Source organism: Streptomyces sp. NPDC050548 (genome assembly GCF_044457385.1).
Lineage (GTDB): Bacteria > Actinomycetota > Actinomycetes > Streptomycetales > Streptomycetaceae > Streptomyces.
The window spans coordinates 1-13,130 of the sequence record NZ_JBITGV010000009.1; the positions used below are offsets into that span (position 1 = coordinate 1).

General features: G+C 70.6%; 14 protein-coding genes. 5 read left to right on the forward strand and 9 right to left on the reverse strand.

Going from position 1 to position 13,130, the window contains the following annotated elements; translation table 11 throughout:
- Positions 1-91: 91 nt before the first annotated feature.
- The 6 genes from ACIBJH_RS24480 to ACIBJH_RS24505 form a co-directional block, all read right to left on the reverse strand.
- On the reverse strand, positions 92-682 hold the full coding sequence (locus ACIBJH_RS24480) for a TetR family transcriptional regulator (RefSeq protein WP_399118965.1): 591 nt from the start codon (positions 680-682) through the stop codon (positions 92-94).
- Positions 679-2,169: an MFS transporter gene (locus ACIBJH_RS24485; protein WP_399119302.1), complete on the reverse strand. Its 1,491-nt coding sequence runs from the start codon at positions 2,167-2,169 to the stop codon at positions 679-681. The genes ACIBJH_RS24480 and ACIBJH_RS24485 overlap by 4 nt, the downstream gene beginning before the upstream one ends.
- Positions 2,170-2,284: 115 nt before the next feature.
- Complete coding sequence (locus ACIBJH_RS24490; protein WP_399118966.1) at positions 2,285-3,496, reverse strand: FAD-dependent monooxygenase; 1,212 nt, start codon at positions 3,494-3,496, stop codon at positions 2,285-2,287.
- Positions 3,497-3,627: 131 nt separating this feature from the next.
- Entirely contained in the window at positions 3,628-3,996 is a 369-nt protein-coding gene (locus tag ACIBJH_RS24495; protein WP_399118967.1) for a roadblock/LC7 domain-containing protein, read from the reverse strand.
- A 603-nt stretch (positions 3,997-4,599) separates the two neighbouring features.
- Entirely contained in the window at positions 4,600-4,725 is a 126-nt protein-coding gene (locus tag ACIBJH_RS24500; RefSeq protein WP_399118968.1) for a hypothetical protein, read from the reverse strand.
- 207 nt (positions 4,726-4,932) lie between these two features.
- Positions 4,933-5,631, reverse strand: a complete 699-nt coding sequence (locus tag ACIBJH_RS24505) for a ribonuclease H (RefSeq protein ID WP_399118969.1) — start codon at positions 5,629-5,631, stop codon at positions 4,933-4,935.
- 121 nt (positions 5,632-5,752) lie between these two features.
- Here ACIBJH_RS24505 and ACIBJH_RS24510 point away from each other — a divergent pair, with 121 nt between their 5' ends.
- The gene (locus ACIBJH_RS24510) at positions 5,753-6,964 is read left to right on the forward strand and encodes a low temperature requirement protein A (protein WP_399118970.1); all 1,212 of its coding nucleotides are present in this window, start codon (positions 5,753-5,755) and stop codon (positions 6,962-6,964) included.
- Between the two features lie 13 nt (positions 6,965-6,977).
- On the opposite strand, the gene ACIBJH_RS24515 is transcribed toward ACIBJH_RS24510, so the two are convergent.
- A complete protein-coding gene (locus tag ACIBJH_RS24515; protein WP_399118971.1) occupies positions 6,978-7,445 on the reverse strand; it encodes a nuclear transport factor 2 family protein in 468 nt (155 codons plus the stop codon).
- Between the two features lie 57 nt (positions 7,446-7,502).
- On the opposite strand from ACIBJH_RS24515, the gene ACIBJH_RS24520 reads away from it, so the two are divergent.
- On the forward strand, positions 7,503-8,117 hold the full coding sequence (locus ACIBJH_RS24520) for a TetR/AcrR family transcriptional regulator (protein WP_399118972.1): 615 nt from the start codon (positions 7,503-7,505) through the stop codon (positions 8,115-8,117).
- Between the two features lie 16 nt (positions 8,118-8,133).
- On the opposite strand, the gene ACIBJH_RS24525 is transcribed toward ACIBJH_RS24520, so the two are convergent.
- Positions 8,134-8,928, reverse strand: a complete 795-nt coding sequence (locus tag ACIBJH_RS24525) for a VOC family protein (RefSeq protein WP_399118973.1) — start codon at positions 8,926-8,928, stop codon at positions 8,134-8,136.
- Positions 8,929-9,220: 292 nt separating this feature from the next.
- Here ACIBJH_RS24525 and ACIBJH_RS24530 point away from each other — a divergent pair, with 292 nt between their 5' ends.
- The 3 genes from ACIBJH_RS24530 to ACIBJH_RS24540 are packed head-to-tail and all read left to right on the forward strand — an operon-like array spanning position 9,221 to position 12,645.
- Entirely contained in the window at positions 9,221-10,663 is a 1,443-nt protein-coding gene (locus ACIBJH_RS24530) for a family 2B encapsulin nanocompartment shell protein (RefSeq protein WP_399118974.1), read from the forward strand.
- Between the two features lie 16 nt (positions 10,664-10,679).
- Complete coding sequence (locus tag ACIBJH_RS24535) at positions 10,680-11,720, forward strand: family 2 encapsulin nanocompartment cargo protein terpene cyclase (protein WP_399118975.1); 1,041 nt, start codon at positions 10,680-10,682, stop codon at positions 11,718-11,720.
- Positions 11,721-11,769: 49 nt separating this feature from the next.
- Positions 11,770-12,645 (forward strand): geranyl diphosphate 2-C-methyltransferase, encoded by an 876-nt coding sequence (locus ACIBJH_RS24540; RefSeq protein ID WP_399118977.1) that lies wholly within the window; start codon positions 11,770-11,772, stop codon positions 12,643-12,645.
- Positions 12,646-12,648: 3 nt separating this feature from the next.
- Here ACIBJH_RS24540 and ACIBJH_RS24545 read toward each other — a convergent pair whose 3' ends face one another.
- Entirely contained in the window at positions 12,649-13,041 is a 393-nt protein-coding gene (locus ACIBJH_RS24545; protein WP_399118979.1) for an STAS domain-containing protein, read from the reverse strand.
- Positions 13,042-13,130 lie beyond the last annotated feature (89 nt).

Below are 13,130 nucleotides of genomic sequence, written 5' to 3' on the forward strand. Positions count from 1 at the left end.
CAGCCCACTGATCGTCAGAAAGATCCCCTCGCCCCACATCGCGATCATCACGGCGCAGCCCGAATGATGAAGCCCACTTCTAAAACACGCCCTAGGCCTCCAAGTGGGACTGCACAGTGGGCCCGTAGCGGTCCACGATGACGTCCGTCGCGGTCTCGCGCAGTCGGGTGCCGCGCGCGATGCCGTACATCACGCCGAGGCCGAGGACGGTGGAGACGGCCAGTTCGGCGCGCAGGCCTGCGTCGGGACCGGGGAGCCTTTCGGCGAGGCGGTCGACCACCTGGGCGCGGAAGTTGACGCGCAGGATGTCACCTTGGTCGCCCTGCAGGGGCGCGAAGGCGATGCGCAGCAGCGGGTCGGCGCCCCGCTCGCGCTGGCTGACCAGGACGTGCCGGACCATGTGGCGGCCGAGTTCGTCGAGCGGGGCGTCCAGCAGGGCCTCCGCGTCCGCCTCGAAGGACATCACGCGGGCGAAGAGGGCTTCCTTGTTGCCGAAGTACTTGAGGATCAACGGGGCGCTGACACCGGCGCGTTCGGCCACGGACTTGAGGGTGATGTCGGCGTGCGCGTTCCGGGCGAGGAGGTAGCGGGCCGCCCTGAGGATGGCGGCCTTGGTCGCCTCGGCGTCCCGGCGTGCGGGCGGGGACGGGGACGCGGTGGGTGGGGTGCTCACGGCCCTCATGCTCCCTCCAGCGCCTCGTCCCGCGCGCCCCGGGTACGGCCGTCCGTGCCCCGCGCCTTGCCGGGCGTGGCGTCGCCGGGGATGGTGAGCGCCGTCGCGCAGGCGATCAGGGCGACCACGGCGGCGATGCCGAAGGCCATCAGGTATCCGTGCAGCGTGGGCAGCGGGCGTCCGCCGATCAGGCTGGTGTGGTGCACCAGTACGGCGGCCACCACGGCGCTGGAGACGGCCTGGCCGATGGTGCGCATCAGGACGTTGACGCCGTTGGCGGACGCGGTCTGGCCGGCCGGGACGGCGCGCAGGATGAGCGTGGGCAGCGCCGAATAGGCGAAGGTGGTGCCGGTGGCCACGACGGTGGCGCCGAGGATGATCGTCCACAGGTCGTGGCTGTCGGCGATGCGCACCACATAGCCGAGCGCGATGATCGCGGCCCCGATGGCGAGCGTGATCCGCGGGCCACGGGCCGCCGAGATCCGGGCCGAGACGGGTGAGAGCAGCAGCATGGTGATGCCGCCGGGCAGCAGGCACAGGCCGGTCTCGACGATCGACAGTCCGAGCCCGTACCCGGTGGCCTTTGGCGCCTGCACCAGCTGGGCGGTGACGAGGGAGTTGGCGTAGAACGCGAAGCCGGTCAGCAGAGCGGCCACATGGGACAGGCCCACCCGGGGCCGGGACACCAACCGCAGGTCCACCAGGGGCAGTTGGGTGCGCAGCTGCTGCCACCACCAGACAGCGAGTACGACGATCGCGCCGAGGAACAGCGCCAGGATCCGCGGGCTGCCCCATCCCCACTGGCCGCCCTGGGACACGCCGAGGAGCAGGCACACCAGGCCGGCGGCCAGTCCGAGCGCGCCGAGAACGTCGAAGCGGCCGGGTTCCCGGACGGGCGACTCGCGCACCGCCCACCAGATCGCCGAGACGCCGATCGCGCCGAGGGCACCGGTCGCCCAGAACATGACGTGCCAGTTGGAGTACTGGACGATCAGCGCGGCGAGGGGCAGTCCGAGCGCGGCGCCGATGCCGACGGTGGAACTCATCAGCGCCACCGCGCTGCCCCTGCGTTCCGGGGGCAGTTCGTCGCGCAGAATGCTGATCGACAGGGGTACGACGGCGGAGGCGGCGCCCTGGAGGGCGCGGGCCGTGATGAGCACGCGGATGTCGGAGGACAGGGCGCACATGACCGAGCCGACGGTCATCAGGCTCAGGGCGCCCGTCAGCACCCGCCGCTTGCCGTACATGTCACCGGCCCGGCCGAGTACGGGGGTGAGGACGGCGCCGGAGAGGAGGGTCGCCGTGACCATCCAGGAGACGGCGCCCGCGGAGGAGTGGGTCAGCCTGGGCAGGGACGGCAGCAGCGGAACGACCACGGTCTGCATGACCGCCATCAGGATCCCGCCGAAAGCCAGCACCGGGACGGTGAGCCGGTCCCGCAAGGGTGCCCGCCCGGTGGTGCCGGGCGGTTCGGGTATCGGTACGGGCTGGCCCATGGGCACTCCAGCGGACACGTAAAGAAGGTGAATGGCTATTCACCCTATCCGGTGAATAGCCATTCACCCAATGCGCTCGGGAGCCGGACGCCCCTCCTTCCGGGAGCCGGGCGCCCTACTTGCGGGAGGCGAGCGCCCTGGCGTGGACGGTGCGTGCCACCCTGGGACCGAGCCAGCGCTTGAACCGGCGCAGCGCCTCCAGCCGTCCGGCCGCCTTGTCGATGCCGTAGTAGACCTGCGGCGGGACGTACGGCAGCAGCGGTGAGTGGCGCTGGCCGAGCAGGGCGAACATGCGGTGCGGGGGCAGGTGGATGTAGCGCTGAAGGTTCTCGTACCACTGGGCGCTGTAGCGGGCCGCGCTCTGGATGGACAACAGGGCGGATTTACGGCGCTGTTCGTAGGCGGCGAGGGCCTGCGGCAGTTCGGTGTGGTCGCGCAGGGAGTCGGCGAGCGCGATGGCGTCCTCCAGGGCGAGGGTGGTGCCGGCGCCGATGGAGTAGTGGGTGGTGTGGGCGGCGTCGCCGAGCAGGACGAGGTTGCCGCGGTGCCAGGTGCGGTTGGTGAGGGTACGGAAGTTGAGCCACTGGGCGCTGCCGTCGGCGGAGGCGCGGCCGATCAGGGAGTGGCCGTCGAGGAGGTCGGCGAAGAGTTTCTCCAGGAGGGCGAGTCCGTCGGCCTCGGCGGCGGTGTCGAGGCCGAGGCCGGACCAGGTCTCGGGGGCGCACTCGATGACGCAGGTGCTGCCCTCGGGGCCGAACGCGTAGCCGTAGCACCAGATCCAGCCGTGGTCGGTCTCCACGAAGGCGAAGGTGAAGGAGCCGAAGACCTTGCTGGTGCCGAGCCAGATGTACTGGTTGCGGCCGGGCTTGAGTTCGGCGCCGAAGTCGTCGGCGTGGCGGGTGCGCAGCGCGCTGTTGACGCCGTCGGCGGCCACGATCAGATCCGCGTCGGGCAGGTCGTCGGCGGTGATGTCGTGGTCGAACTCCAGCCGTACGCCCAGGGATCTGGCCCGTTCGGCGAGGACCTTGAGGAGGCGGTGGCGGCCGATGCCGTGGCCCTCGTCGCCGGGCTGGGTGGTCGTGAGGTCCCGGATGCGGGCGACACCGTCGCTCCAGCGCACCGAGTGCTCGTCGATGGCCTGCGCCGACTCGGGGTCGTACTCCCGCAGTTGGTCGAGCAGTCCGCGCCAGTACGTGACGCCCCAGCCGTAGGTCGAGCCCTCGGGGTTGCGCTCGTAGACGGTGATGTCGTGGGACGGGTCCTGCCGCTTCAGCAGGATCGAGAGATACAGACCGGCGGGCCCGCCTCCGACACAGGCGACCTTCACGCGCACACCCCTGGGTTTTACTCAAAGTGGTCAAGTGGATCCGCAGAGTAGCAGGATGGGGCGGCGTGGAATTCGCGTCACCCCGCACAGGACCGATGAGAGGACCGGGACGGCTCAGACGTCCTTGTCGATCAGACGTCCTTGTCGAGGTGGCGGCGGAGTTTCGCGATGAGTGCCGGGATCTCGCGGCGGAAGGCGGCTTCGTCGAGGCCGTCGTCGGCCACCACGGCGAGCAGCGCGCGGTCTCCGACGGCCGTCACGATGACATGGCCCGTGCTGCCCCGCGCGATGATCTCGCGGAGCTGTCCCGCGCCGCCGTGATCGGCGAGCCGGTGGCCGAGTGCGAGGCCCGCCGCCGCGAGGGCGGCCATGGACTCGGGATGGGTCTTGTTCGCGTCGCCGGCCACGACGAGCCCGTCACTGGTGGCCAGGGTGGATTCGGTGACTCCCATTACGTTGTCCCGCAGGGCGATGAGGAGGTCGGTCACGGGGTCGCTCATGGCGTCTTCTTCCTGTTGCTTGCAGGCGGTGGGACAACGAGGCGGGAGCGGGCCGGGTCGCGGTTTCAGCCGGAATCGGCACGAACGGGCGAGGCGGGACGGGTCGTTCAGTCGTGGGCCGAAGCTCCGGTGCGGAGTTCCGACCGGGTTCGCGGCGCGGGAGCGGGGCGCGGTGGACGGAGGTGCGGAGGGCGCACTGCGGGCCGCCGTGCTGGGCCTGATGTCCGCCGAGGATGCGTGCCGTCCGCGTGGGCCAGGACCTCCCGGTGTCGGGCGGGCAGCCTGGCGGCGGGCACCGAGCGGACGCGGGTGCGGGCGAGGGCGGCGGCCGAACCGGGTTCCCCGGCAAGGAGGTTGATCCGCCGGGACACCTCGTCGAGAAGTCGCTCGGGGGGTGACGCCGGCGTTGCGGTACAGCGCCGGTACGAGTTCGGCGGCGAGGTGTTCGTGGGTGGTGCCGGAAGCCCGGACCTCCGAGCACGCCTCCTCGCTGATCCGGCCCGATCTGAGCGAGGTGCCGGTGACGCGCACGGTCCCGGAGGGCCGCCAACAGCGCCGGAACGTTGCGGGAGTCGGCGAGCGGTTCCTCGGTGCAGGCCTGGGTCATACCAGCAACTCGTGGGCGTGCCCGTGCAGTTCGCGCAGCGCCCAGGTGAGGTTGGTGCGCTCGCGGTCGACGGTCGCGAACAGCAGCAAGGGGTCGCCCCGCCGCGGGAGTTGGAGCGTCACGAGTGGCGGGTGTCGGTGGTCACGACGACGCTCTCCAACTCCCCCGGCGCACCGGCGTGGTTGAGGCGGGTGCGGGCGATCTCCGCCATTTCACGGGGTCTCGGCGCGGCCATGTCCGCCGAGACCGGTCCGGCTATTAAGTGCTACCTCTGCGAGTCCGAATTCCCGAACAGCGCACGACCGTTAAAGCGGAGGGACCGTAATTGTCTAGTCCACCTTCCCGGTACTGCACTCCGGGTGCCCCCAGCCCTGGCCGTTCTTGCTGATCGGTTCACCGGCCGCATAAGCGCGCCCGCACAGACAGCGGCCGGGGAACTTCGCCTTGATGGTGCGGGAGGACGAACTCGCGCCCTTCCGTGCCGACTTGGCACCGGCCGGACGGGCGGACTTCTTCGGGGTGTCGGGCGAAGGCGGCGGTTCCGGGGAACCGAGTTCGCTGCCCGCGGGCTCCTGGACGATGGCAGCCTGGCTGGCGGCGCGGTCGGCGAAGTCGTTCAGCGGGTCGCCGTCGACCTGGTGGGCGGGGACGTAGCGGAACTCGACCGAGCGGCCGTCGAGCAGTTCGTCGATGCGGACGACCAGTTCCTGGTTGGCGACCGGCTTGCCGCCGGACGTCTTCCAGCCGTTGCGCTTCCAGCCGGGCAGCCAGGTGGTGACCGCCTTCATGGCGTACTGCGAGTCCATCCGGATCTCCAGCGGTACGTCCGGTGCGGTCGCCGTCAACAGGCGCTCCAGCGCGGTGAGTTCGGCGACGTTGTTGGTCGCCTTGCCGAGCGGTCCGGCCTCCCAGCGGGCCGGGCTCTCCTCGTCGTCCGACACGACCCAGGCCCAGGCCGCGGGCCCGGGATTTCCTTTCGAAGCCCCGTCGCAGGCGGCCACCACACGTTCACGCATGTGCCCGATCATGCCATGACCGCACCGCGCGCTCGGCGCCGCCCCGGACCGGCGGAACGTCCGGCAGCGGTGCCGCGACCCGGCCGCGCGCCCCGTCCGGGAATCGGACCGCTCGGCCCTCTACGCTGCGCGCATGACCTCGCGACACGAGCAGTGGGCCCGGCTGCGTCACCTGTTGTGGCTGCCTCCGCGCCCCCACGGTGAACAACCGCGCGAGCGGGTCGTCGGCCCGCTCGAACTCTTCTACGACCTCGTCGTGGTCGTCCTCGTCGCCCAGGCCGCCCACCACCTGGCCGGGGATCTCGACTGGCACGGGGTGGGTCTGTTCGCCGCGGTGTTCGCGCTGGTGTGGATCGCGTGGCTCAACGGCAGCCTGCACCACGAACTGCACGGGCACGAGGACGCCCGCGGCCGGAGCATGTTCCTGCTGCAGATCCTGGTGCTGGTGCCGCTGGGCGCGTTCATCCCGGAGGCGGGCGACGCGCGCGGTGCCGCGTTCGCCGTGGACGCGGGGGTGTTGTTCGCGGTTCTGGCACTGCTGTGGCTGCTTGCCTCGCGGGGCGACTCCCCCGAATTCCGGCGCCCCAGCGCGCTGTTCGTGACGGGGACGGCCCTGTGCTCGGTGGTCCTGGCCGCGAGCGCCGCGCTGCCCGCCGACGCCCGGGTGCTGACGTGGGGCGCGCTGGCCGTCGTCTATCTGCTGGGGTTCGTGTTCGTGCTCGCCAGGGCCATTCCGGAACGGGTGGTCGGGTTCAGCGTGACCGACGCGCTCGCCGAGCGGTTCGGGCTGCTCATCATCATCGTGCTCGGCGAGAACGTGACCGGCGTGGTCGACGGGCTGTCCCACGAGCCGACCAACGCGCTCACCCTCGCCGTCGGACTGGTCGCCGTCGTGGTCGGCTTCGGCGGCTGGTGGACGTACTTCGACTTCGCCGGGCACCGGCTGCCGCGGCCCACGCGGGCGAGCGCCCTCCAGTGGATGATGATCCACCTGCCGCTCACGGCCGCGGTGGCCGCCATGGGTGCCGCGATGGTGAGCCTGGTCGAGCACGCCCACGACGGCCGGACTCCGGCGGCCACGGCCTGGGTGCTCTGCGGGGGCACGGCCGTCGTGCTCTGCGCGACGATGGTGCTCGCGTCGTCCCTGCGCGTGTGGAGCGAGGACCTCGGCCTCTACCGGCCGCTGGCCCGGACCTGCGTCGCCATGGCCGTCGTGTGCCTGGCCCTGGGCGCGCTGCGTCCGGCTCCCCTGCTCCTGGGCATCGGCCTCGTGGTCGTGCTCGGGGTGCCCTGGGGACTGGCCGTGGCACACCGCCTGTCCCACCAGGAGGAACCGGCGGTGTGACCGCCTACGGGTGTCAGGGCGTCGAGGGGCGGGTCTCGGTCCAGTCGACCATCAGCCGGCGTTCGGCGAAGTACCAGTCGCCGTCCAGCTTGGTGAACTCGTCGAGGTAGCGGATGGACGCGATCATGAGGGTGCGCTGCCCGGACTCGTCGACCGAGACATGGTGGGCCAGGCAGTAGCTCTCGCCGCTCGCCCGTTCGCCGTCCAGGGTGATGGTGCTCTGGCCGTTGAAGTGCGTGGTGGCCCGGTAGACGTTGAGATTGTCGAAGACCGGGGCCAGCGACTCGCGGCCGTGCAGCTCCTGCGTCGGCTCCGCAGCGGTGGCGTCCATGAAGACCAGGAAACGGGTGTCCTCGGCGAAGAGGGCCATCTGCCCCTTGGCGTCCCGCCGGTCCGCGCAGTGCGCGTAGGCGTCGATCAGCTCGCGGACGGCCAGCCGGTCGGCGGCCTCCTGGGGTGAGATCGCGGTGTGCGAGGCCATGACCGTTCCTTTCGCCGCACTATTTGACATGTGTATAAAATCACTCGTCATGGCAGAGTGCAACGTGAACCCGAGGAGGGCGGAGCGCTGAACCAGCGGATCGATCCACGCGTCACCCGCACGACGCGGGCCTTCGAGGAGGCCGTCGTGGAGCTCGCCGCGCAGCGGTCCGTCTCCCGGATCTCCGTCGCCGAGCTGGCCGACCGCGCCGGGGTCACCCGCGCCACGTTCTACAACCGCTACAGCTCCCCGCTGGACCTGCTCATCCAGGTGCTCCAGGCCGATCTGGAGCGCGGCCACCGCCAGGAGGCCGAGGCCCGCGCACAGGGCGGGCACTCGGCCGCCGCACTGCTCCGGCTGGCCACGGCGGGGGTCGCCGACCACGTCGAGCGGTATCTGCCGGTCTACCGGAACGCCCTCGCGGATCCGGCGGACAGCGGTGTGTACGACGCGCTCGTGCGCCACTTCGGCGACTACACGCTGTCGTTCATGGCCGACGGCGACCGTCCGGGGCTGCCCGCGGCCAATCGCCGGATCGTCGCGCAGTTCCTGGCCCACGGCTTCGCGGGCGCCATCAGGGCATGGCTGGAGGACCCGGCGGTCACCAAGGACGACATGGTCGACGCGGCCGTGGCCTGCGCCCCCGCCTGGTGGACGGCCGAGAGCCGCTGACCGACGGCCCGCCCGGTCAGACGTCCGTCATCTGCGGCATGTCTCCCTGGGTGGTGGTCATGTCGATCACCGAGAACGAGGCGCCCTGCGGGTCGCTGAGGGCCGCGAACCGCCCGAAGGGGCTGTCCATGGGGTCGAAGCGGAGGATCCCGCCGAGCTTGGTGGCCTTGGCGACGGCGTCGTCGCAGTTGTCCACCGCGAAGTACACGTTGACGTACGACGGCACCTCGGGCGAGAACTCGTCGCCCATCGCCATCCGTCCGATGACCGTGTCCTCGCCGACGTTGTAGACGCGGTAGTCGACACCAGGGTCGTCCATGCTCTTCGCCGAGTACGGGAAGACCGCCGAGAAGAAGCCGTCCGCCTTCGCGGGCTCGCGGGTGAAGACCTCGGCCCAGGCGTACGCGCCGGCCACGCCCGATGCCTCGAAGCCCTCGTGGGTGCCGCCCTGCCAGACGCCGAACACGGCGCCGCTGGGCTCACGGGCCAGGCACATCGTGCCGAACTCGCCGACCTGCATCGGCTCCATCAGCACCTCGCCGCCGTTCTCCCGGATCTTCGCCGCGGTCGCCGCGGCGTCCGGCGAGGCGAGGTAGAGGCACCACTGCGACTGCCCCTCCTGGCCGGGCATCGGCGGTACGACGGCGGCCACGGCCTTTCCGTCGACGTAGGCCTGCGTGTAGTTGCCGTACTCCGACGACGCCTCGCCGAAGGTCCAGCCGAGGACGTCGCCGTAGAAACTCTTGGCTCCCTCGACGTCGCCGAACATCGCGTCGGCCCAACAGGGGGTTCCTTCAGGTTGTACGGCCATGGCTGCGGCCCTCTCCGGTAGGTCGGGTTGGCTGGATCAGGTTGTCCGAAAACTCACGCTAGTCACCAGGCGTGCGGGGCGCGCGCCGAACGCCCGAATCGCCCGCCACCGCGCCCGCGCGCCCCGTGCGCCGGGGCACGGACACGATCCCCGGCCGTCCCCGACTCGATCAGTGGTTTACGAACCCCAGGACGCGAAGCCGCCCCTTGCGCGCGGTTACCGGTGCTTGGCAGGACTGTTTGGCTTGTACACCGACGACGCGCTCACCCTTGTTCACCTCCCGGGAGGGAATGTGTCCACTCCGGAAAGCGTCAACGGACCGGCCACCGACGACTCCGCCCCCGAGCCGGCCGACAACGGACCACTCACCAGTCTCAGCACCGTCGCGGCCCGGCAACTCGCCACGACCACCAAGTCCGAACCGCAGATGCAGGCCATCACCTCGCGCTGGCTGCTGAAGATGCTGCCCTGGGTGGACGTCAAGGGCGGCGCCTACCGGGTCAACCGGCGGCTCCAGCTCAGCGTCGGCCGCGGCCGGGTGCGGTTCGAGCAGAACGGCGCCGACGACATCAAGGTCATCCCCCAGACGCTCACCGAACTGCCCGTGCTGCGCGGGTACTCCGACACGGAGGTCCTGAAGGAGATCGCCACCCGGTTCCGGGTCCGGGAAGTGCGGGCGGGCCAGGTCCTGTTCGAGGCCGGACAGCCCGTCACCGAGGCCTACCTGGTCGCCCACGGCCGCTTCACCCGCTACGCCGCGGGACCCTACGACGAGGAGGAGATCCTCGGAGTCGTCACCGACGGCGACCAGATGGGGGACGAGGCCATAGGGCAGTCCGACCCGCTGTGGCTGAGTTCCGTGCGCGCCGAGACCGCGGGCGTGCTGCTCGTCCTGCCCTGGGACGTCGTCTCCGAATTCACCGACCGCGTACCGTCGTTGGCCGCCCATCTGGAGGCGTACGCCGAGCGGCAGCAACTGCCGATGAACCGCAAGGGCGAGGCCGATGTGCCGGTGCAGGCCGGCCATGTGGGCGAGCCGACGCTGCCAGGCGGCTTCGTCGACTACGAACTCGCCCCGCGCGAGTACGAGTTGTCCCTCACCCAGACCGTGCTGCGGGTGCACACCAGGGTCGCCGACCTCTACAACGATCCGATGGACCAGACCCAGCAGCAACTGCGGCTCACCATCGAGGAGATCCGCGAGCGGCAGGAGTGGGAGCTGGTCAACAACCGGGAGTTCGGGCTGCTGCCCACCATCGACTACACCCAGCGCATCAGCACCTTCACCGGCCCGCCGACCCCGGACGACCTCGACGAACTGCTCGCCATGCGCCGCAAGACCAAGCTCTTCCTCGCCCACCCGAAGGCGATCGCGGCCTTCTTCCGGCAGTGCAACCGGCGCGGTCTGGTACCGGGCACGGCGAGCGTCGACGGGCACGAGATCCCCGCCTGGCGCGGGGTGCCGTTCTTCCCGTGCAGCAAGATCCCGATCTCCCCGCAGCACACCAGCAGCATCATCGCGCTGCGCACCGGTGAGGCCGACCAGGGTGTCGTCGGCCTGTTCCAGACCGGTATCCCCGAGGAGTACCAGCCCGGTCTGAACGTCCGCTTCATGGGCATCGACTCGGCCGCGATCATCCGCTACCTGGTCACCGCGTACTACTCGATGGCCATCCTGGTCCCCGACGCGGCGGGAATCCTGGAGAACGTACAGATCGGCAGGACCGCCGAGTGACGGCCTGGAGAAACTCATGACCACCTCCCTCTCGCTGCCCGGCCCGCCGAATCTGGCGGGCACACTGCGGGCCCGGCGCACCGGGGCGATCCCCGGACTCACCTACCGGCCCGCGGCGCCCGCCGACCCGGAGAAGGCCGCGGAACTGGACCGCAGACTGGAGGCGTGGGCGCGCGGCCTCGATCTGTTCCCGGCCGCGTGGGGCGGGGACTTCGCCGGGTTCCAGTTCGGCCGGGCCGTGGTGCTCCAGCACCCAGGGGCGCTCGACCTCGAACGGCTCACCGCGGCAGGCAAGTTGCTGCTCGCCGAGAACATCGTCGACAACTGCTACTGCGAGGAGGACGAGGGGAAGGGCGGCGCGCACCGGGGGCTGGGCGGACGGCTGATCTTCGCGCAGTCGGCGCTCGACCCGTTCCACTCCACCCCCGAACTGGAAGAGGAGTGGCGGCACGGTGTCCAGGCCGACGGCCCGCTGCGCTCGTACCACTTCGCGATCCAGGACTACGCCCTCCTCGCCACCCCCAGCCAGACCGACCGGATCGTGCACGACCTGGCCCGGCTGCACCTCGGCTATCTCGCCGAGGCCGCGTGGGCCGAGATCCGGTACAAGCCGCGGGTCTGGGAGTACCTGATGATGCGGCAGTTCAACAACTTCCGGCCCTGTCTGTCGATCGTGGACGCGGTCGACGGCTACGAACTGCCCGAACAGGTCTACGCCCGGCCCGAGATCCAGCGGGTCACGGCCCTGGCCTGCAACGCCACCACCATCGTCAACGACCTGTACTCCTTCACCAAGGAGCTGGCGAGCGACCCGGACCACCTCAACCTCCCGCAGGTCGTCGCCGCCGACGAGCGGTGCGGGCTGAAGGCCGCCTATCTGAAATCCGTCGGGATCCACAACCGGATCATGGACGCCTTCGAGGAGGAGTCCGCCGCGCTGTCCGCCGCCTCGCCCCTCGTCGCGCGCTACACCGAGGGCCTGGCCGCCTGGGTGTCCGGCAACCACGAGTGGCACGCGACCAACACCCACCGCTACCACCTGCCCAACTACTGGTAAGAGTCCGGTCCCTGACGTCTCGTCAGACGCACCACGCTAGGAGTCACCGTTGACCACCACCGACGCCGGCACCACAGCACCACCGGTGCCGACCCAGTCCACGTACCAGAGCCGTGTCGCGGACTACTGGAACGCCGAAGAGAACCCGGTCAACCTCGCCCTCGGACAGCTCGACGACCTGTACCACCACCACTACGGAATCGGCGGGGCCGACGAATCCGTACTGGAGGACCCCGACCCCGTACGGCGCCGGGAGCGGCTCACCGCCGAACTCCACCGCCTGGAACACGCCCAGGCCGAGCTCCTCGCCTCCCACCTCGGCCGACTCACCCCGGACGACCGGGTGTTCGACGCCGGCTGCGGGCGCGGCGGGGGCAGTGTGGTGGCGCATCTGCGCCACGGCTGCCGGGCCGACGGGGTCACCATCTCCGCCAAGCAGGCCGAGTTCGCCAACGAGCGGGCCCGCGCCCGGGGCATCGACGGCAAGGTGCGCTACCACCACCGCAACATGCTCGACACCGGCTTCCTCACAGGAGAGTTCGCCGCGTCCTGGAACAACGAGTCCACGATGTACGTCGAGTTGGACCTGCTGTTCGCCGAGCACGCCCGGCTGCTGCGCCGCGGCGGACGCTATGTGGTGATCACCGGCTGCTACAACGACACCTACGGCCGGGCCTCGCGCGAGGTGTCCCTCATCAACGCCCACTACATCTGCGACATCCATCCCAGGTCGGAGTACTTCCGGGCGATGGCCCGCAACCGGCTGGTGCCCGTCCACGTCCAGGACCTCACCCAGGACACGATCCCCTACTGGGCGCTGCGCAGCCGGGCCGACCATCTGGTCACGGGGATCGAGGACACCTTCCTGAGCGCCTACCACAACGGCAGTTTCCAGTATCTGCTGATCGCGGCCGACCGGGTCTGAGTCTCAGCGGCCGGCGATCCTGGAGGCCGCCTCCGGGAGGCCGGGCGCCGGATCGAGTACGTCCAGCGTGCCGTGCGCCCGCAACAGGCGCACGGTGCGCGGGGCGCACACCACGGCGAAGCCCGCCTCGTGCTCCCGCACCCGGCGGCGGAAACGCAGCACCAGGTTGAGTCCGGTGGAGTCGATGAACGTCGTACGGCGCAGATCGACGACATAGGCGGGCGCGCGCAGGGCGACGACGGAGTCCAGCCACTCACGCAGCGGAGTCGCGGTCGCCAGATCGATGTCGCCGTGCAGGTCGACGACCAGCAGGCTGTCCCTGGCGCCCAGCAGGGCGTGGCCGCCGGGCGCCGGCCAGGCCGCCGCGGTCACCGGCTCCAGGCTGTTCTCGTGCAAGGTGTTCCGTCCCCGTTCCGTGCCTGTCGCGCCCGGGCGCGCGATCCGGCGCGGGTCCGTGCGGCGGCTTCGACATCCCCGCACCGTAC

What these genes read in the sequence shown, in the direction of transcription:
- ACIBJH_RS24480 (WP_399118965.1), bottom strand. Translation starts at nt 682, where the DNA reads ATGAGGGCCGTGAGCACCCCACCCACCGCGTCCCCGTCCCCGCCCGCA.
- ACIBJH_RS24485 (WP_399119302.1), bottom strand. Translation starts at nt 2,169, where the DNA reads ATGGGCCAGCCCGTACCGATACCCGAACCGCCCGGCACCACCGGGCGG.
- ACIBJH_RS24495 (WP_399118967.1), bottom strand. Translation starts at nt 3,996, where the DNA reads ATGAGCGACCCCGTGACCGACCTCCTCATCGCCCTGCGGGACAACGTA.
- ACIBJH_RS24505 (WP_399118969.1), bottom strand. Translation starts at nt 5,631, where the DNA reads ATGATCGGGCACATGCGTGAACGTGTGGTGGCCGCCTGCGACGGGGCT.
- ACIBJH_RS24510 (WP_399118970.1), top strand. Translation starts at nt 5,753, where the DNA reads ATGACCTCGCGACACGAGCAGTGGGCCCGGCTGCGTCACCTGTTGTGG.
- ACIBJH_RS24515 (WP_399118971.1), bottom strand. Translation starts at nt 7,445, where the DNA reads ATGGCCTCGCACACCGCGATCTCACCCCAGGAGGCCGCCGACCGGCTG.
- ACIBJH_RS24525 (WP_399118973.1), bottom strand. Translation starts at nt 8,928, where the DNA reads ATGGCCGTACAACCTGAAGGAACCCCCTGTTGGGCCGACGCGATGTTC.
- ACIBJH_RS24535 (WP_399118975.1), top strand. Translation starts at nt 10,680, where the DNA reads ATGACCACCTCCCTCTCGCTGCCCGGCCCGCCGAATCTGGCGGGCACA.